This window comes from Psychrobacter piscatorii (assembly GCF_904846415.1).
GTDB classification, from domain to species: Bacteria; Pseudomonadota; Gammaproteobacteria; order Pseudomonadales; family Moraxellaceae; genus Psychrobacter; species Psychrobacter piscatorii.
On the sequence record NZ_CAJHAR010000003.1, the window covers coordinates 1 to 18,865 of the forward strand.

Annotated in this window: 16 protein-coding genes, 1 tRNA gene and 2 pseudogenes; 6 read left to right on the forward strand and 13 right to left on the reverse strand. The window is 41.6% G+C overall.

Annotation, left to right across the window (positions count from 1 at the left end; all coding sequences use genetic code 11):
- Nucleotides 1–100 (forward strand): annotated as a pseudogene (locus JMX83_RS01765) (IS1 family transposase); the annotation flags it as partial.
- A 424-nt stretch (nt 101–524) separates the two neighbouring features.
- On the opposite strand, the gene JMX83_RS01770 reads toward JMX83_RS01765, so the two are convergent.
- Together JMX83_RS01770 and rhuM are read right to left on the reverse strand one after the other, a co-directional pair.
- Nucleotides 525–743, reverse strand: coding sequence for a hypothetical protein (locus tag JMX83_RS01770; RefSeq protein ID WP_201598546.1), 219 nt, complete (start codon nt 741–743; stop codon nt 525–527).
- A 79-nt stretch (nt 744–822) separates the two neighbouring features.
- Entirely contained in the window at nt 823–1,401 is a 579-nt protein-coding gene (gene rhuM / locus JMX83_RS01775; RefSeq protein WP_227675665.1) for a RhuM family protein, read from the reverse strand.
- Nucleotides 1,402–1,975: 574 nt separating this feature from the next.
- Between rhuM and JMX83_RS01780 the strand changes: the two genes are divergently transcribed.
- Both JMX83_RS01780 and JMX83_RS01785 read left to right on the forward strand, forming a co-directional pair.
- Entirely contained in the window at nt 1,976–2,863 is an 888-nt protein-coding gene (locus tag JMX83_RS01780; RefSeq protein WP_201598551.1) for a hypothetical protein, read from the forward strand.
- Nucleotides 2,864–2,878: 15 nt separating this feature from the next.
- Nucleotides 2,879–3,463, forward strand: coding sequence for a YqiA/YcfP family alpha/beta fold hydrolase (locus JMX83_RS01785; protein ID WP_201598552.1), 585 nt, complete (start codon nt 2,879–2,881; stop codon nt 3,461–3,463).
- A gap of 426 nt (nt 3,464–3,889) precedes the next feature.
- Here the strand turns inward: JMX83_RS01785 and JMX83_RS01790 are convergent, their stop codons facing one another.
- On the reverse strand, nt 3,890–4,357 hold the full coding sequence (locus tag JMX83_RS01790) for a hypothetical protein (RefSeq protein ID WP_227675666.1): 468 nt from the start codon (nt 4,355–4,357) through the stop codon (nt 3,890–3,892).
- A gap of 357 nt (nt 4,358–4,714) precedes the next feature.
- On the opposite strand from JMX83_RS01790, the gene JMX83_RS01795 reads away from it, so the two are divergent.
- Both JMX83_RS01795 and JMX83_RS01800 read left to right on the forward strand, forming a co-directional pair.
- Nucleotides 4,715–5,008 (forward strand): Imm40 family immunity protein, encoded by a 294-nt coding sequence (locus JMX83_RS01795; protein ID WP_198015413.1) that lies wholly within the window; start codon nt 4,715–4,717, stop codon nt 5,006–5,008.
- A gap of 202 nt (nt 5,009–5,210) precedes the next feature.
- Nucleotides 5,211–5,756: a hypothetical protein gene (locus JMX83_RS01800; protein ID WP_201598553.1), complete on the forward strand. Its 546-nt coding sequence runs from the start codon at nt 5,211–5,213 to the stop codon at nt 5,754–5,756.
- Between the two features lie 333 nt (nt 5,757–6,089).
- Here the strand turns inward: JMX83_RS01800 and JMX83_RS01805 are convergent, their stop codons facing one another.
- From JMX83_RS01805 to JMX83_RS01850, 10 genes and pseudogenes are all read right to left on the reverse strand, one after another.
- Nucleotides 6,090–6,314: an antitoxin VbhA family protein gene (locus tag JMX83_RS01805; protein WP_201598554.1), complete on the reverse strand. Its 225-nt coding sequence runs from the start codon at nt 6,312–6,314 to the stop codon at nt 6,090–6,092.
- A 492-nt stretch (nt 6,315–6,806) separates the two neighbouring features.
- Nucleotides 6,807–7,376, reverse strand: a pseudogene (locus tag JMX83_RS01810) (IS256 family transposase); the annotation flags it as partial.
- 293 nt (nt 7,377–7,669) lie between these two features.
- Nucleotides 7,670–8,095, reverse strand: a complete 426-nt coding sequence (locus tag JMX83_RS01815; RefSeq protein WP_201598556.1) for an Arm DNA-binding domain-containing protein — start codon at nt 8,093–8,095, stop codon at nt 7,670–7,672.
- 150 nt (nt 8,096–8,245) lie between these two features.
- Nucleotides 8,246–8,322, reverse strand: a tRNA-Ile gene (locus JMX83_RS01820).
- Nucleotides 8,323–8,415: 93 nt separating this feature from the next.
- On the reverse strand, nt 8,416–9,228 hold the full coding sequence (locus JMX83_RS01825) for a pteridine reductase (protein ID WP_201598558.1): 813 nt from the start codon (nt 9,226–9,228) through the stop codon (nt 8,416–8,418).
- Nucleotides 9,229–9,254: 26 nt separating this feature from the next.
- Nucleotides 9,255–10,433, reverse strand: coding sequence for a tRNA nucleotidyltransferase (locus JMX83_RS01830; protein ID WP_201598560.1), 1,179 nt, complete (start codon nt 10,431–10,433; stop codon nt 9,255–9,257).
- Nucleotides 10,434–10,603: 170 nt separating this feature from the next.
- Complete coding sequence (locus JMX83_RS01835; RefSeq protein WP_201598562.1) at nt 10,604–12,922, reverse strand: NADP-dependent malic enzyme; 2,319 nt, start codon at nt 12,920–12,922, stop codon at nt 10,604–10,606.
- 353 nt (nt 12,923–13,275) lie between these two features.
- Nucleotides 13,276–14,742, reverse strand: coding sequence for a protein adenylyltransferase SelO (locus JMX83_RS01840; RefSeq protein WP_201598565.1), 1,467 nt, complete (start codon nt 14,740–14,742; stop codon nt 13,276–13,278).
- Between the two features lie 334 nt (nt 14,743–15,076).
- On the reverse strand, nt 15,077–16,255 hold the full coding sequence (locus JMX83_RS01845) for an acyl-CoA desaturase (protein WP_201598791.1): 1,179 nt from the start codon (nt 16,253–16,255) through the stop codon (nt 15,077–15,079).
- Nucleotides 16,256–16,727: 472 nt separating this feature from the next.
- Nucleotides 16,728–17,456 (reverse strand): glycerophosphodiester phosphodiesterase, encoded by a 729-nt coding sequence (locus JMX83_RS01850; RefSeq protein WP_201598566.1) that lies wholly within the window; start codon nt 17,454–17,456, stop codon nt 16,728–16,730.
- Between the two features lie 358 nt (nt 17,457–17,814).
- Between JMX83_RS01850 and JMX83_RS01855 the strand changes: the two genes are divergently transcribed.
- A complete protein-coding gene (locus tag JMX83_RS01855; protein ID WP_201598567.1) occupies nt 17,815–18,765 on the forward strand; it encodes a hypothetical protein in 951 nt (316 codons plus the stop codon).
- Nucleotides 18,766–18,865: the final 100 nt, after the last annotated feature.

Here is an 18,865-nt window from a genome sequence, read left to right on the forward strand (position 1 = left end):
ACGAGCCGTTAGAAGAACCTGTTGTTTCTCTAAGAAGCTCGATAATCACTTAAAAGTGTTTGATCTGGTGTTCTTTTATGTCAATTATGGCTACGTCTGATGCCAGCATACTTTTTAGAACACCACCAGCTATTTTTAATTTTTCGTGTTTAATAATATCGAAGTGTGACAAGGTTATAAATAATTCGTTACCGATTTTCTTCTTTGCAGTACTATAGTTGACATCAAATTGGTATTGAGCAAAATCTCGATATAAACTACTAATTTCTGGGGTGTTGTTGTATGTTAGCAACCAGAGTAAAATCATTTTGGCCAATTTGTAGCCATCTTAGCGCAATGCATCACAAAGTCATGTGATTAGCGTACGACTACGCTTGCCACTGGCTACTAGTGCCTTAATATCAGTTTAAGTCTTCGCCATACATTACCACTTTGTGAGCTAGTTTTTTTAACTGCCATTGCTTACAAGTTTGAGTGAGCGCACGGTAAGCAGTATTCAGAGCAAGATGTAGTTAACATGACCCTCAAAAACTTGGAGTCTCAAGGGCGTTTAGCGCGCGCTTTAGAAAATTGGATAGTTCAGAACGAGCGTTTGCATGTAACTTTTCGAGGGAGTCATCAAAAGGAACCCATAAGTCTACCTGGGCGGACTGCAGCGGCATATTTTCACCGAGGTCATCATCTAAATAAACGCTAACTAGTGCCATGCCGTTCTGGGGTTTACCTGAAAATTTAATATCCATTGCTTATATCCTTAATTATAGTCAGTCTCAAGCGTGCTGGCTTTAACGCTAAATTATGTTTTATATTGACCAAATTAGTTCACAATGACTGTAAGGCAAAATGATGCTTACGGAGCTTCTGTATGCTTATTCCATCAATTTGATTGCGATATTCTTCATAAGTCCCTAAGTCATATTCCAATACATCAACTTCGACTCCCAGCATTTCTAATTTTTTGATATCTACAAATCTTTCATACTCTCTTTCGGCATGCTGCATAGCATGGTCTTTAAGATAATCCTTATAGTCGTTAAATACTGGATAACCATTAAGTTTAAGTAAGTCATCCAAATATTCCTGCAGATCATTCATCGTTAAATCTCTTCTCATTAGAGCAGATGATTCAGCGAATAGCAAAAACTGTTCAGAAAGTAGGTACATACGATAAAGCTCATCTTTAGTAAGATAATTTTTTCCCACCTTAGCTTCTTGTTTTGAAGGAAATAATTCTTTAAAGCTGGCTAAGCCCATATTATCTTCTTTATATCCAGCACGATCCATAATCAGCTTAGATGAAGTCATTAAGGTAATTGCATGATGGAACTGAGCTATGCTGAAGAAATTGTACAAGTAAACTAAGTATAAAAATAGATATTTATCGATAAAATAAGAACCCATAACGCAGAATTTAGAGTAGACCTCTAGTTAAGGATGACTATAGATCACTTTTTGAATACTTGCTGTCAGCGTCATGGGCGAATGCTTAACGTATCCTAGCCTTATTAAAACTTCGTTTCACTCATATTTAGCGACAGCAGTTGTCGTATCCTCTAATTAAGGTCTTTTCTGTCATCCATTTTTATACTATAGTTATTGAGTCAGGGCGTTATTAATTTGAAAGAATATAGCAATATAGAGTTAACCTTCGAGGCGCAACGCTTCACCCTATAACTCTGCTATTGCTGGTAAATATCAAGAACTCTGACTGGTATTAATCATTACTCTTATTATCAATAAATCCAAGCACATATCAAATGATAGCCATTATGAAAATGATGGTAAGAGATTTTGTCTTATCAAAATGATAAAACGAGTCAGTCATTAAAAAATCATATTTTACTTAAATATATTGTTTTATAACGTGGATTCAAAAGCTGCGGACAAACGCGGCTGACTTAAATTTGGCTCAAGAATGAAAACAAAAAATTAGAAACGCTACTATCCAAAAAAAATAAAAAATAAGGAAAATTCTATGACAAATACAAAGAGTGCTTTTGAACCAAAACGTATAGATGATATGCACTGGTCAGATATATCTAAAGTCTCTAAATCAATTCAAGATAATGTACAAAGCAAGCAAAAGATCCCGCTGTTTTATCTGCATAACGAGTCTATCAATGACTATGAAGAGGATATTTACTTTGTGAACAATAGCGATGAGATATTGAGCTTTGTTGCTCCTTATGAATTGATGAAGAGAGATTCAGATAACCCTGAGATAGTCATTTCTGTCGAGCCTAGTGAGCGTGATAAAGTTTTTACCTATACTGATGTATTACCTAAGCAAGGCGTGAAAATTGATCGTCAGCATATCATCTACGATAGTGACTATCTTAATCAAATCATCGTTTATACCATGAGTCGTGCTAGCAAAGACATATGGGGTGTATGGCGCTTGAACGTGTGCGAGAAAGGCTTATTTTCATCATCTTATCCCTTGTTATGGGAGGATGGTGCTAAACCCTCATGTGTCGTGAGCGCAGAAAAACTCAATGATTTCAAAGATCGACCTATTTTACCTCGCGTATTGCCAATACGTCAGCAGTTGTATGAGAAATGGGCTAATTATTATGACGACGCTTATGCAAGCCTGATGACAACTATTACAGATGTTATTTATCGTTATGACTTTGGCATTGTGGGATGTTATTACAATGATAATTGGGATGAGTACAGTAGTGAAGCGGAGCTGATCGCCAATCTACTGATTAAGAATAGTGCTGATAGTGTAGAGGAGGTTTTGACAATAATGACTGCGGTCTATGATTCATCGTTTGGTGCTGGATATACCACGGTGCCTAAAGAGGTCGCTGAGCATATCTATGGTCTGTGGTTAAGGTATAAAGATATCGTTAAATAATGAAAGGAGAAGGTTATGATGTTTCCGATTGAAAATAATAATACTTTTTTACTGTTCTTTCATGGTCTTGATTCGAGCAATGAAACCAGTAAGTATACTTGTATTACCCGTGAGCCTAAGTACTGTCAAACCGTCAATTACAGACAGAATTTTAATGAAATTTTTGATGTTTACGACATATTAATACAAGAAAAAATGAAACAGTATCCGCGAGTGGTCTTAGCGGGACATTCGCTTGGCGGTTGGTTTGCCAATCACTTCGCGCATAAATACAATCTACGTGCGCTATTGATAGCACCTTGTATTTATCCTAGTGAGGTCTTAGCCGATCGAATACCTGAGGTGGCTAATATGAAGCTGTCATTTCCCACCTCAAATACTGAAATGATGCGAGTCATGGTTGAGATCGAGGACGAATGCTTGGATGTAGCCGTTGCTAGACGGACGTTGGTCAACCTGCCTGAGAGCTGGGAAGTGGATTACTTTGAGCGCGGTCATCATCGAATTGCTCGCAGTGAAGATATTTGGTATCACTTAGTCCATCTATGCGAAGACCCTATCATTTGGATGGATGAGGCAACGTATCATGGGGAAGATTAACCGACACTATTGATATCATTAAAAAGTATGATCAGGTAGTAATGAGGCTTATCACTCTAAAAGAGTATATAGGAGGTAACAATTAAACTCCGATATTAATAGCGTCACCTAGGAAAATTAGATTTCATATCCCCGCCCTCTACACTATATAAATAATAGCATATAGAGCTTTTCCAGTTTGTCAGAGCAAGATTGTTCCATGGTATATGCAAATATTGATGATATTTTAAAAACCATAATATTGAGGGGTTTACTACCTAATAAGTTATAGCTTCAATCAGAACTTGATCTACTTTAGCGTTAGCTATTTCTAGTATCGATTTGAATGTTGAGCATAGCTCGACTATAAAACTGACTACATCAGTGTATTTATACGGACTCTAATGCTTGCTGGCAAGCTTCAGCTAAATAAGGGTCAACCACATCTTATTTTAGTAGCCACTTCAGATATTCAGCCCCATCTGAATGGGTAGCCAAATCTGCAACAGGCTCACTTTTATGCTTGCCAAAACTTAAATGCGTGGGTACACGTGCCATCTGGTTAAATTCATATAAGCTCTTCACATCACTTATTTCATAACCCTGACTATTAGCCAAGTCAATCAAACTACCAAGCACCAGCTCAGCAAAGTAAATGTCGGCAATGGCAGCATGAGCATCTCTTGCTTGAGCACGTGCTATATCTCGTTGAAAATGATAGAGTAGGGATACTAGCTTATGACTTTTCAGCGTAGGAAGAAGAAAATTAGCCATTGCATTGATGCATATCAACTTAGGTGTATGAGTCATATCTGTATTTTTAAGAAATGTCATATCAAAATCGATATTATGACCAGTTAAGTAATCAACACTATTAGGCAGTCTAAAATCTGTATAAGGTGGTTCACCTGCCATATCCTCATTGCAAACATGTAATATCGCCATAGAGCCAAGCTAATTTCTTTTAAAGAATTGAAGCGCTTAGCTCTCGGCTCCTGCAACACAGTCACCTTGCCATCGATGATATCAACAATAGAGTAGGCGGCCTCGGTCATATGTGGCTAGATTAATCCTGTTGTTTCTGTGTCAAGTATATATGTGGTCATAATTAGTCTTCATAAATATGAGGAACTTAGCAGTCTGTTATAGATGGTTCTATTATATCAGTCTATTTTAAGTGGTCTATTAATGGGTTTGGAGAGTGAGATACTTGGTTCCTTTGGGGTATAGTCAACGCACTCAAAAAATCAGTTTAGATGAGAGGTTAAAATATTGAATAGAATCTTAGATTTATGCTCACATTTGGGCGAAAGCTTGAGGGGTAATGGTATTGAGAATTTCGCTTTCCCTATACATGAAGTGGATAGTGTTTTAGAGGTTTACAGAACTAATAGAGTACTAATTTTAGGTGGTGATATTTATATCAAAAATTCATCTGAAAATTTTGCTCCATTTTATGAAAACTGGTTTTATGAAGGCAGTAGTGTTGAAGATAGTATAATTAAAGCTCAAGACTACCTTAGAATGTTTAAAGGAAAAGATTTATATGTCTGCTTCGTAGCCTAAAGACTAACAGTTCAACAGTTCGAAGCCTGTATAGCGCACCGATCACGATTTATTAGTATTATTAAGGTTTTTCTGGTCCTTAATACTTAATGTCTATTTTCACTAAAGCATCTTACGTGTTTTGCCAAAAATACTGGCATCAGCCAAATTGCCAAATAACATGTATCTTATGTCTAAACATTCTAAACCTTAAGAGGTGTACATGATTGAAGTTTGTCCATATCATATTGGAAGATTACTTAACTTAGTTTTTTCTCAAGATTCAATCGAACATTATCGTGAAAAAGAGGAATTTGAGAGTTTGGATTTTAGTTGTGAACCAGATGCTCGCTACGCTATAAGACGATGGATAGGTCACGGTTCAAAAGATTTGCCAGAAACATCTGAGGATAGTTTTGGAATTGGCTATCACGATGGGCTATGGGATTCGAAACAGAACAAAAAACTTTTTAAAGAAGATCTTAGATATATATTAACTAAGAATCTATTAGTTTCAAGTGCTGAGTTACCAGGAATTGATTTTAATATAAAAGATACGGTAGATAATTATGACGAATGGAGTGCACAACAAATAAAAAACTGGGAAGATCGACACCATAATTTTTTAATGTTGCTTTGGGACGAATGGTTTGATGAACCATTTGAACCAGCCAACTTAGAATTATATCGTGAGAGAGTCGATAGTGGATTTGTTTCATATCCATTTGCACCAAATTCATGGGGAAGTCCTGAATACAAAGAAAATTAACTCTATTCTCAAAAAACCCTTTAAGTACACTGAGAAGTATCCTTCTACTACCGCAATAATTCAAAACCTTGCTACCATTAGCCTATAGCCAGATGTTCGAGTCCTCACTAGGGTACCGAACCAGTGAAAGCACCTGATTGGTTAGCCATAGGTATACTCAATAAAATTCAGAGGAGCAATAGACGCTCTAAAAACAGAGTACGTTCCTGTGTCATTTAGTGTTTTTAACTCTTTTACGCCTGCAGGCTCCGGCTGTAAATCCTCGATTGCAAATTTTTATTAGTAGAGTAAAGACATAACTAATTGAGGCTAAAAGGGTATGTATCTAAACCATCAAGGCTTAGATAGATTCGCTATTTTAGAGTAGTGAGCATGTAAAAGTTGGTTCACTTCCTCAGTAGTAGCAATTCGACCTTCGACGAAATCGTCAAAAAGGTACTGAGTGTCAGGGTTTGCGTGAAGATTATCTACAGCATGACTACCACGAATCCACGCACTAATACGCCGCCGCTCTTCTATTTCCGCTTGACTCACAAGGATAGGGCGATCATCAGACATTTTTCTTTCCATTTCATAAGTTGAGGCAGTTGTCGCAATTTTTGCGATAACTGCATTTTAGAAAATGATGTAACTGTCGCAAAATTTGCGATAGTTGCCCATTAACTATTTCTCACTGTTTTTTGGGCTCTCGATTTCTGCGTCATTTAGTGTGATAGCGTGCAAATGGTACTTAAACGTTGGATATACATAGAAAGCTCACAAGATTTTAAAAGTCATTGAATAGAATAAAATATAGCCGTGATCAAATTCCTACCAGACTGAGATTTTCCTAAACTTTGCGTAAATATTAGTGCCGTAGGTAAAGGTTTTCGATGACTTCTACACGGTAAATATATGGCAGCAGTTACCAAATATACTAAAATCTAGAAGAGTAATACACGCTCTGAACCGTCCTGGGATTATCGAAAACTTAACGAATGAATATTAATATTTTTAGTTATTTCGTACCCTACATAAGAGAGCCCATCCCAGATTCTGTGTAACTGCCCTTTAGATTAAATGCTTACTAATACGGTCATCAAACATAATCATAAAACGATTAAGAGCAGCCGTCCAGTTACGAATCGGCATCGACCACCTTTTGGATGCCTGCTGGATTGCTAAGTACATCACTTTGAATGCGGCCTGATCAGACGGAAACACCTTACGCTTATTCTCCGCCGTTCGAATCACGCTGTTTAAAGATTCGATAGCATTGGTGGTATAAATCGCTTTTCTGATGTCTATAGAATACTCGAAGAACATCGTTAAGCCCTCCCAGTTATTGCGCCAAGACTTAACCACGTGCGGATACTTATCACCCCAAATCTCATCAAAGTGCTCAAGATTGGCCTCTGCCATCTCAAGCGTATCAGCGCCATAGATAGCCTTTAAATCAGCCGCTATGGTCTTCTGATCCGTCCATGGCACAAATTTCATGGAATAACGCACCATGTGTACGATACACAGCTGAACCTGAGCGTTGGGGTAAGCCGTATTGATAGCATCAGGAAAACCTTTTAAACCATCGACACAGGCAATGAGGATACCTTGTACTCCACGGTTTTGTATTTGCATCAGTGATAGATGAATACTGTCTTGACGCGCTGAACGATATTTTTAGCTATAGCGTACCGTGGCAGGGTAGTCAGTCTGTTGTCGAACGTTTTACCAAGCTAAATGGTTTGGTAGTGCTTAGACGTGATGATGAGGGCTTGTCAGACAGGCTGATGCGGATTATCTATGCTAATTGGCACGTGCTGGCAAGTGAGCGCGGGCTGGGATTTTTGCAGTTTGTTCTTGATACGCTATACCCCAAACAAAATGAAATTATGAGGCTTTGGCACTCTAAATCCTTAGCGCACAAATATCTCTCATATCTGACCGATAACTGGTTTTACATCGCGAGTATATGCTGAATAGTTACGACTAAACGTACTAGAAGCTAAAAATGTTTTACGATCTGCATACCAAGTTTGTGCGATAGTATCAAAAAGCCTCGAACCATCTTGCTCAGCGAGTTTTTCTTTTTTCTTATCTTTTGGGTTAATACCTTCGTGAATCAGTTGCTTTATTTCTAGGTTACGCTGGCGTGCTTGTTGTAATGTGATTACTGGATACTTACCCAAGGTTAGTGATTGCTGTTTACCTTGCCAGCGATAAGCACTGATCCAGACTTTGTTTCCGGTGTGTCTTACCCACAGTTGAAGGCCATCGCCATCACTATGCTTGTCAGGGCGGCTAGGGGTGCATTTTTCACTTGGGGTTAGTTTGTTGATAATAGTATGAGTTAATGACATGTTGGTATATCTCCGCGTTGGTATAATCTATACCAACAAATATACCAATATTCTATATAGTTCGCCATATACCTATACTGTTCAGAATATTTATAAAACCCCATAAAAAAAGGCTTGCCGCATCGCTGCGAACAAGCCTGATTCAAAATGTGGTGGGCCCAGTAGGACTTGAACCTACGACCAAAGGATTATGAGTCCTCTGCTCTAACCAACTGAGCTATGGGCCCTAACGTTAGACGCACAATGATACCTGATTTTTTGAATTTTTCAAGTAAAAGATAACAAGTAATCAAGAAATTTTTTATCAGTTTTGATGGTGGTCAAACGCTACCACCAGATAGGGTCAAACTACGACCACCATCCACTGTGATAATCTCGCCTGTGACATAACTTGCTTGTACCAAGTACAGTACACTATGAGCAATATCCTCAGGTTTGCCGATTCTTTGCATAGGAACGGAGGCAATAATATCTTGCTGTTTTACATTATCAAGTGCTTGATCACTATCAGACTCAGGTAAGATATTGACGCCAGGAGCGACACCATTGACGCGTATGTCTGGTGCCAGCTCTAACGCTAGCGACTGCACCATCATTCGATGCGCAGCCTTTGCCATGTTGTAGACCGTATAATTGCTGAAGGGTTTATCATGCGCGTGAATATCCAATAAGCTGATAATACAGCCTTGCTGATGTTTGAGATAGGGCACTAGCGCTTGGCTCAATAGTAAAGGCGCCTTGGCATTGGTTAGAAGTAACTCATCCCACTGGGTATAATCAATGTTACCAAGCGGGCTTGGGTAGAACCGTGACGCATTATGTACCAGTACATCTAGCTGCCCAAACGCTTCTATGATATTTTTAACAAAATCCTCTAACGCTGCACCATGATTGACTACTGCCAAGTCCGCAACAATAACCACTGCGCTGTTAGCACGGCTTTTGTTAAGTTGGTCAGCTAAGCTATTAGCTTCTTTTTCGCTACGATGACAATGAATAATGACGCGGTAGCCTTGACTGTGTGCTGCTCTGATAATGGCCGCACCGATGCGCTTCGCGCTACCGGTTACCAGCATCACCGGAGGTTGGGTGTCAGTATTCTTTGATGGCAGAGTGTTAGGTTCTTGGTTCATAGTGACAATGCTTTTTAAAATGCTGTTCAATAGGTGTCATGCGCTTGTAAGTGATCAATTCTGCTTTGGCGTAAGGCTGCACCAATAGCGGGGCCTTTAAGGTCTGGCGCAATGTCAGTCATGCCGACAGCGTGAAAGCTATTCAGTGCCAGCATCATCTGACGGTGCTGTGTTGCCAGCTGTAAGACGTGATTGCATACAAGGAGCTGTGACAGCTTATCTGGCTCTTTATGAGCACTACAAGCTTGTATAAGGTCAATCTTTTTGGCAGCGCTCAGACTGTTTATCATGCTCAGAGTTTCGGCTTGCTGAGCGAATATGGTAGCGAACTGCGTATGCGCTTTGGGGACTTTAGCTTTATTACCGATATCATTGATATCTCTTAGCGCTTTTGATTGGTCATGCGTATGTTCATTATTAAATAGTGACGGGGTCAGGCTGACCATTAACAGTGCCCAACGCTGTGACAAGTTTAGGCGCATTTGGCCTGCAAAATATAATGCTGTCTGAACCGTCTCTCGTATATGAGTGTCCTCCCAAGCATCATGCAATGGGTCAAAATACTCTGTGAGCGCACCAATCTCAAACAATTGCTGCCAGTATACTTGCGGTGATAGCTGCATCGTTGCACGGCTTGATTCTTGCCAGATACGTTCCGCACTCAAATGAGCAAGCTCTCCTGAGTTGACCAGTTGACGCATTAGGGTCAAGGTGTCTTCCGCAATGGTAAAGCCCAAATCATAATAACGCCCATAAAATCGAGCTGTCCTCAGCACCCGTAAAGGGTCCTCGCTAAAAGCGTCAGATACATGACGTAGCGTTTTGTTCTCTAAATCTTGTAACCCACCATAATAGTCAATGACTTCATCACTGATGGGGGTGTCATCAGCGAGACTAGTGACTTCGATAGCCATCGCATTGATAGTCAAATCACGACGTTGTAAATCGTCCTTTAAGCTCACATCAGGGCTGGCATGTACGCTAAAGCCTTTATACCCTGAGCCTTGCTTACGCTCTGTACGTGCAAGGGCGTATTCTTCGTGAGTGGCGGGATGCAAAAACACAGGAAAGTCGGCACCTACCTGCTGAAACCCGGCATCAAGCATCTCTGCGACGGTGGCACCAACCACAACGAAGTCTTTATCTTTAATGGGTCGTTTTAGTAGTCGATCACGGACAGCGCCGCCCACAAGGTAAATTTGCATAGTAGCCTCTTTTTGTTGAGCTATACGTCACCAGCTCAATTTTTATTCATCAAAAAAAACAGCCAATGCTTTATAAGTTACATTGACTGGTTTTAGTATAGCAGAAGGGCTCTGTCAATGGATGACAGAGCCCTTTTGAACCACATATTCATACAGCGTATGACGTGTAATTACTTCTCGTTTTCTAGGTCTTGAGCTTCCGTGACCGTAAGCGCAGTCATATTGACAATACCACGTGCGGTCGCTGATGGCGTCAAGATATGTACTGGCTTACTAGTACCTAATAAGATAGGCCCAATAGAAGCGCTACCAGTCGCTGTCTTAAGTAGGTTAAAGGCAATGTTTGATGCATCAAGGGTTGGCAAGATTAGCAAGTTTGCTGCACCTTTCAATGGGCTTGATGGCATATCATTTAGGCGGATATGTTCATTGAGTGCTGCATCCCCTTGCATTTCGCCTTCAAACTCAAAGTCTACATTCATATTGGTAAGCAGTTCATGAACCTTACGCATTTTGACAGCGCTGGCACGATTTGAAGCACCGAAGTTAGAATGAGAGACCAACGCCACACGTGGCGTGATACCAAAACGGCGTATTTGATCAGCAGCCAAAACAGTCATTTCTGCCAACTGTTCAGCGGTTGGATCTTCATGCACATAAGTATCAGCGATAAAGATATTACGATCTTGCATCAGTACAGCATTCATCGCATAAAAATCATTGACGCCTTCTTTTTTGCCAATGACGTTTTCAACATATTTTAGGTGCATCTGATAGTCACTAAACGTACCACAAACCATACCATCAGCATCACCGTTGTCGACCAGTAAAGAACCAATCAAAGTGGTTTTGCGACGAACATCACGACGAGCAAGCTCAATACTGACACCGCGACGTTTGTTTTTCTCGTAATAACCCTGCCAGTAGTCTTTATAGCGAGGATCATCATCAACGTTGACGATGGTAATATTCTCGCCAGCTTTTAGACGTAGGCCTAGCTTTTGGATATTGGCTTCGATAACTGAAGGGCGACCAACCAGGATAGGTTGCGCTAGCTTCTCATCAACGACAACTTGCACAGCGAGCAAGATATTGTTGTCTTCACCTTCACAGTAAACGATACGTTTCGGTTCGGCTTTGGCACGAGCAAAGATTGGCTTCATCACAAACGCTGAGTTATAAACAAACTCAGACAGACGCTGACGGTAGGCTTGCATGTCATCGATCGGTAGCGTGGCAACGCCTGAATCCATCGCGGCTTTCGCAACAGCAGATGCGATCTCAATGATTAGGTTTGGCTCTAGAGGGCCTGGAATTAAGTAGTCACGACCAAAGCTCTGCATCTTTTCGATGTTTCTAGCGCTGGTAGTTGGAGTGGCTTCGACATGTGCCATCGCAGCGATTGCTTTTACGCAAGCCACTTTCATCTCTTCGTTGACGGTTGTCGCACCAACATCCAATGCACCGCGGAAGATGTATGGGAAGCATAGCGCGTTGTTTACTTGGTTTGGATAGTCTGAGCGACCGGTTGCCATGATGACGTCTGGACGTACCGCATGTGCCAATTCTGGCATGATTTCAGGTGTTGGGTTGGCAAGTGCAAAGACGATAGGGTCTTTTGCCATACGGCGAACCATATCTTCTGATAGTGTACCTGGCATTGATAGGCCTAGGAACATATCGACATCGTCCATGACTTCTTCAATAGAAGTCGCCGTGGTATCACGAGCATAACGCTGTTTGGTTTCATCAAGGTTTTCACGGCTAGTGCTGATGATACCGCGTGAATCTGAAACAATAATGTTGTTTTTATTAACACCAAGTGCGCAAATGATATCTAAGCAAGAAATGGCTGCTGCGCCGGCGCCTGAACAAACAATTTTGATCTCTTCGATTTTTTTGCCAGTAATCAACAAAGCGTTTAGCATCGCTGCGGCAACAATGATTGAGGTACCATGTTGATCATCATGGAACACAGGAATGTTCATACGCTCACGTAATACACGCTCGATTTTAAAACATTCTGGTGCTTTGATATCTTCTAAGTTGATACCACCAAAGGTAGGCTCAAGAGAAGCAACGGCTTCGATGAACTTATCTGGATCATTTTGATCAATTTCAATATCAAAAACATCGATACCTGCGAACTTTTTGAATAGAACGCCTTTACCTTCCATCACTGGTTTTGATGCCAGTGGACCGATATTACCCAGACCTAGTACGGCAGTACCGTTAGTGATGACACCAACTAAGTTGTTACGTGCCGTATATTTAGAAGCGAGCTTTGGATCTTTTTGGATCTCAAGACACGGTACAGCCACACCCGGAGAATAGGCAAGTGCTAGATCGCGTTGGTTGGCCAGCTGCTTAGTTGGAGTTACCGAAATTTTACCTGGGCGTGGAAACTCATGGTAATGTAAGGCAGCTTGTTCAAACTGCTCTTTTTCTGTACTGAGGTTATCCGTATTCGAAGTGGTATCGTCATTCATAATAATTGCCATGGTTGGAATAAATTGGAATAAATTAAACGGTGATAAAAAAACGTCTAACCCTCAGAAATAATTGAATGATTGTAATCATCAGCAAAGGGCTTTGAACGTTAAATGACTAACGACCATCAGAATCACGGTCGTTGATCAAAAATCAGGTCAAAAAAGCAATCTAGCAAAAATAGTCATTCTACCATTATTGGCAATTCACTGCCTAGTCAACCGTATGGAAGCGTGCGAATAATATAATAAAATGATATTCGTTATTTATCTGGTTGATAATGCCAAAAAACACAGACAAATATCAACCTTAATTTGATAATATATTCAAAATATTACAGTATACATCCATATTAAGATGAGCAGCTAATAGGCATTTGCGGTACGTTCGGCGCCGGTGCACTCGTATCGAGATCAGTCGCGATCTCTTGGATGTGATAAGGGTTAGCCAGCAAGCGATAGACACGATCGACTTCTTCAAACTGACCTTGCTCTGCGGCAGTAATGGCACGCTGCGCCATACTATTGCGCAAAACGTACACAGGGTTATTGGTCCGCATATCGTTGATTGCTTGTTCAATTGGTAATTGCTCAACCTGCGCCAGATAACGTATAGACCAATCTTGCCATACTTGCTGTGCCTCAAGGCTTAATTCAGTAGTCATGGTAGTCAGTAATTTTTGCTCATATGGGTGATCGTTTGGCGCGACCAAACCGAGGAGCGCGCGGAAACTATTGGTATAATCGAGCAAGTTGTCTTCTAACAGCGTTAACCATTCAAAAGCCAAGCTCAGGCTGTCGCTTTGGTGTGGTAGTCCAAGCTTGCGACATAGACCTTGCTGGTAATGCTGCATAAAGGTCGATTCGTAAGGTGCCAAGCACTCAGAGAGTGTCTCACGGCTGATACCTTGCAAGCGCATAAAATGCGGCAGCCAAACGTTTAGATTCCAATGACCGATAGCGGGTTGGTTTTGGTAGGCGTAGCGACCAGTATGGTCAGAGTGATTGTTAATCCATGCAGGATTGAAGCGCTCCATAAAGCCAAACGGCCCGAAATCCAAAGTGCTACCTGTAATAGATAAGTTATCCGTGTTCATCACGCCATGTGCAAAGCCAATCAGTTGCCAGTCAGCAATCATGCGTGCAGTGCGCTCAACGACTGAGGTCAAAAAAGCTGCTATGGGCGCATCGCTATCGCGGCACTCTGGATAATAAGTATCAATCATATAGTCGGTAAACTCACCGAGTAAGTCAGGTGCAAAGCTGGCAATCCATTCGGCATGACCGAGGCGAATATGGCTATCAGCGACACGCATTAATGCCGCACCCGCTTCGATACGCTCACGGCGCACTCTCGTATCAGAGACAACAAACCCCAAGGCATTAGAAGAGGAGATATCAAGCTGCGTCAACGCGTGACCGCATAAGTACTCTCGAATCGTACTACGTAAGACCGCACGTCCGTCACCCATGCGTGAGTAAGGCGTCAGGCCAGCTCCTTTGAGGTGCAAGTCTTGAGGTTGTCCATTGCTATCGAGCACTTGCGCCATCAGCAAACCGCGTCCGTCACCCAGTTGCCCAGCCCATTGTCCGAACTGATGACCTGCATAGGCCATTGCCAATGGTTTAAAGTCAGATGGCACATATTGGCCACCCAATATCTCAACCCAATTGGTCATTAGGTCTTCATTGTCTGTCCAACCTAACTGCTGTGCGACTTGGGCATTGAAGTGTCCAGCACGTGGAGCGTCCAGTGGCGTGGGCGGCTGCTCATGATAAAGGCGCGTGTCGAGGTTGACATAAGTATTTTGATAACGCATACAGGCCGTTTCCATTAAAATATAAAAGTGAGAATGTCACTATAACATAGCACTCATATGGCATCGTTGCACTCTGTCCATCTCTTGTAATATCTAGCCAAAAAATAAAACTAGCTACTTTGGATGAGCTGAATTTAGTAGACTAGATGGTTACTGTCTCTAGGTTGGAGATCGCAACGATTCAGCCTATATATTTCACTATTTACTACGATGATAAGATTATTAAAAGTAGAGGCATTGACATAAACCATAAATTATAAACAAAAAAATCCCCCTATCTAGGACGGATAGGGGGAAGGAGAAACGTTACGATTACAGTAGCTGATTATGCTATTTAAGCGGCTTTTTGGCTGACACCAATAGAACGAAAAGCATTTTTCAAGTTATTGTTATGCTCAAGAATTTTTTGCTCAATCTTGGCATAATCATGCTTCAACTTATCATCAGCTTCATGCAAGCGATCAGCGAACTCTGTCTTTTTGAGTTCAATCGTTTTTGCTTTTAGCGCCTGCCACTCTGCAACAGTCTGTGTAAAGGCATCGTATTCAAACTTAATACGATCTTGGAAGCTCTTCATCGCGTGAGGAAGATCAATGCCACTGTTTGTAGCCGTATCAATTTGCTGCTGTGCGGTTTTGAACTGCATTTGAACTTCAGCATGTTTGATCGTCGTATCATCCACGGTACGCAGATCAGAAGCCAAACCAATCTTTGATAAACCAGCGATTAACCATTTGGTTGGATCATACTGCCACCATTTTACGCCATTACGATAGTCGTATTGGAAGAAGTGATGGTAGTTGTGATAACCCTCACCCCACGTAAAGATAGCCAAGAAAAAATTATCACGTGCAGTATTGGTATCGGTATAAGGACGATTACCAAGCATATGGCATAAAGAGTTGATAAAGAACGTAAAATGATGCGTCAGTACTAAGCGTAGTAGCCCTGCAATAACCAATGTACCCCAGACATCACCAAGCAACCAGCCAATAGCGGCAACCATACCAACGTTCATGGCAACGACCCACAGACCATAATACTTATGTTGTATCTGTAGTACTCTGTCTTTGGTCAAGTCAGGAATGTTTTTATAGTCGAACTTGCCACTAGGATAATTACGCAGCATCCAGCCGATATGACTGAACCAGAACCCGCGTTTTGCTGAATACGGATCTTCTAAACGATCATCGACATGACGATGATGGACACGGTGACCAGAGACCCAGTCAAACGCAGAGCCCTGTACCGCTAGGGTAGAACCAAGCAATAAAAAGTTTTTAACGACTGGGTGCGCTTTATAAGCACGGTGCGCCAATAGACGATGGTAACCAGCTGTAATGCTCATACCTGTCCATACCATGAAGGCACCAAATACGCCCCAAACAGGTGCGCTCACTTCATGAGTAAATAAGTACCATGGTGTAATGATAGCAGCAGCGATTGGCGTCGCTACCAAAATAGTCGCTGGAATCCAGTTGATAGGCGCTTTTGTAAATTCAAACTCGCGCATATCAATGCTTTGCTCTTTTGTCAGAACATCAGTTTGCTCAGAAGCGTTAGCGTAGTTGCGTTTTGCGGTAGGCTGCTCGTCAAGCGCCATTTGCGCTTTCTTTTCATCAAAACGAGTCTTGAAACGCGTGACTTGAGTGCTGGCGTTCTTTACAAACGTATCGCCAGATTTGATAGCGAAACGTAAGCCTTTAAGCGGTAAGCCAAGTGCTTTTTTTGCAATCATATAATATCCCTAACGGTATTAATTTAAGTCCCCATAGTACCTGAAAAAACGTATAAAGTGAACACTTATACACTATAAAAATATTGCTAAATAACAATAACTTGTATGAATTATAGGCTGTATGAGTCAAAAATGCCGATGACTTGTCAGGCATTAAGGGGAAGTGTAAGTAACGCTATAGATATGTAGGGACTATGAGGGTGAAAAAAGAGATTTATCCAAAAGTGAAAAAATATGGATAGACGGTTCAAGGTAGTAATAAATGACGTGGAAAGTCAGTAATAATCACGTCGGTATTCCAGCTTATAAGCTGCTCGATCGTATGGATATCATTGACCGTCCAAGCGCTCACAGGCAACCCATAACGGTGACTGTGTTTGATAACGTCTTGGGTCAAAAGCGGATAATGAATACCTAACTGAATACAACCAAGCTGCAAAGCGGTGTTTGTCGCTCCTGCCAAGGCATCTGGCGTGCGAATCAACAATCCTCGTGGTATGCGAGATAATAGTTTGTGGCGTTGCAACCGATTATGCAACTCCACATCAAAGCTGGTCAGCACCACTGGCAAGCTGGCAAGCGGTGTATCGATAAGCTCTTGCACCAGTGCATTAACCAATACTGCATAATTGGTTCGATTGTGAGTTTTAATCTCAAGCTCAATCACCTTAAATCCGCTCAATACAGGTGCTATATTGGCTAAAGTCATGATTGGCTGCCCAAATTGTAAGCGGCACTGAATCTCTGTGAGCCCGAGTTGATCAACACGCGACTGTTGACCACACATACGCTCCAAATCATCGTCATGGAACACAATCAAGTGACCATCCGCATTCAGTTGAATATCAAATTCAACCCCTGCCAAGCCTTGTGAAGTTAGATTTTGAGAATACTTAAAGCCTGAAAAGGTATTCTCTAAACTCTCTCCGCGAGCGCCACGATGACCTAATAAACGCGTGTTTTTAAAATTTACCATATCACATGACTACTGACTGATTTTACGACTCATCATATATCGTCATGACATCAACGTCTAATAGAATTTGTGGCGTGAACCACTGCACTTTGTCTCTGATGTTTCAGAAGATGATTCTCTAGTATTTGTTATGTTTTTGCAACCAAACACGGGTTTTACCCATAATGAGGGGCGCTATTTGTATATCCATGGGCTACACTAATGACCATTTCAACCAAACACCGTATAATGATGTGGTTTTCAAGTCTATCGCAGACCGTTAATGACACCATTGTTTTATAAGTCTGCAATGCAGTTTGAGTGTTAAATACTGTCCATCAGTGGCGGTAAGAACCAGTAAATTGGGAGTAAAGTAAATATGAGCGTAGCAAATATAAGTTTGAGCAAGTGGCATAAAGTGGCTGGAATCGGAATAGTATGTGGTTTGGCGCTTGCAGGCTGTGATCGCTCAGAGAAAGAAGATACTGCCGATACGGCAGAGATGACGGAACAAGAGCCAGTAGCGACCGAAAGTGCCGTCGCTCCTGCGATCAATTGTGATGACCCGATGGTACAAGACCGTCTCAAATCTGCTTTAAAAAATACGCTCAACCAACAAGCACAAGCACTGGCTGCTAATTATGCAAATGATGCCGAGATTAGCCTAGAAAGCGGCGTTATTACTGAAAAAATCAATGGCGTGGTTATCGATGTGCAAAACGCTGCCATACTACAAAAAGCCAATGACAATGGTATGACAACGTGCCAAGCAAGTGTCAGCATGACACTGCCAAGTGAAGATTTGTATCAAGCCAGTCAAGTGCAAGCGGCTAACAATCAGCCAAGTCTGCAATCTCGTTTGGCGCAAGACAATATCCGTATCAATAACAACATGCTCGTTGATGACGCCTTTACTTATGTTGTCGGCACTCAAGGCGGGCAAGTGCGCACGCGTATTGCTGGACAGCCAGCATTGATTACTGTAGTTTCAGATGTGATGGCAGGCTCTGTGTTGAAATCTGCGATGGATGAGGAGCGTGCTGAGCGCCGTGCAGCGGCCCAAAGCAGTAGTAACAACACCCAAGCAGCACCCGCTCGTCAGCAGCCTAGAACCATCACGCCAGTTGAGCCAATTCGTCCTACTGAACCTGCGACGCCGCCAACCATCAATAAACCGACCAGCAGCCAAAACAGCTCGACAGACAACAACCAAGCAGTGGCTACTACTACTGAGACCAAAAAACCAGTAACGCCAGCGACGCCAAAAGCAGTGCCGAAAGATGAAACCATCGATATGGTCATCATTGAAGATGACAGTGCTACTTATTAATTTTGCAGTTTTATGAATAATTAGCAACTGGTAGTTAATAAATACTGCTAGGTTAAAAAACCCCGCAACATGAGTGCTGCGGGGTTTTTTATAATCGAAA

Excerpts from the sequence above, each read along its gene's own strand:
- JMX83_RS01770 (WP_201598546.1), bottom strand. The coding sequence starts at position 743 with ATGGATATTAAATTTTCAGGTAAACCCCAGAACGGCATGGCACTAGTT.
- rhuM (WP_227675665.1), bottom strand. The coding sequence starts at position 1,401 with ATGGGTTCTTATTTTATCGATAAATATCTATTTTTATACTTAGTTTAC.
- JMX83_RS01780 (WP_201598551.1), top strand. The coding sequence starts at position 1,976 with ATGACAAATACAAAGAGTGCTTTTGAACCAAAACGTATAGATGATATG.
- JMX83_RS01785 (WP_201598552.1), top strand. The coding sequence starts at position 2,879 with ATGATGTTTCCGATTGAAAATAATAATACTTTTTTACTGTTCTTTCAT.
- JMX83_RS01790 (WP_227675666.1), bottom strand. The coding sequence starts at position 4,357 with ATGGCAGGTGAACCACCTTATACAGATTTTAGACTGCCTAATAGTGTT.
- JMX83_RS01800 (WP_201598553.1), top strand. The coding sequence starts at position 5,211 with ATGATTGAAGTTTGTCCATATCATATTGGAAGATTACTTAACTTAGTT.
- JMX83_RS01805 (WP_201598554.1), bottom strand. The coding sequence starts at position 6,314 with ATGTCTGATGATCGCCCTATCCTTGTGAGTCAAGCGGAAATAGAAGAG.
- JMX83_RS01815 (WP_201598556.1), bottom strand. The coding sequence starts at position 8,095 with ATGTCATTAACTCATACTATTATCAACAAACTAACCCCAAGTGAAAAA.
- JMX83_RS01825 (WP_201598558.1), bottom strand. The coding sequence starts at position 9,228 with ATGAACCAAGAACCTAACACTCTGCCATCAAAGAATACTGACACCCAA.
- JMX83_RS01830 (WP_201598560.1), bottom strand. The coding sequence starts at position 10,433 with ATGCAAATTTACCTTGTGGGCGGCGCTGTCCGTGATCGACTACTAAAA.
- JMX83_RS01835 (WP_201598562.1), bottom strand. The coding sequence starts at position 12,922 with ATGAATGACGATACCACTTCGAATACGGATAACCTCAGTACAGAAAAA.
- JMX83_RS01840 (WP_201598565.1), bottom strand. The coding sequence starts at position 14,742 with ATGCGTTATCAAAATACTTATGTCAACCTCGACACGCGCCTTTATCAT.
- JMX83_RS01845 (WP_201598791.1), bottom strand. The coding sequence starts at position 16,255 with ATGCGCGAGTTTGAATTTACAAAAGCGCCTATCAACTGGATTCCAGCG.
- JMX83_RS01850 (WP_201598566.1), bottom strand. The coding sequence starts at position 17,456 with ATGGTAAATTTTAAAAACACGCGTTTATTAGGTCATCGTGGCGCTCGC.
- JMX83_RS01855 (WP_201598567.1), top strand. The coding sequence starts at position 17,815 with ATGAGCGTAGCAAATATAAGTTTGAGCAAGTGGCATAAAGTGGCTGGA.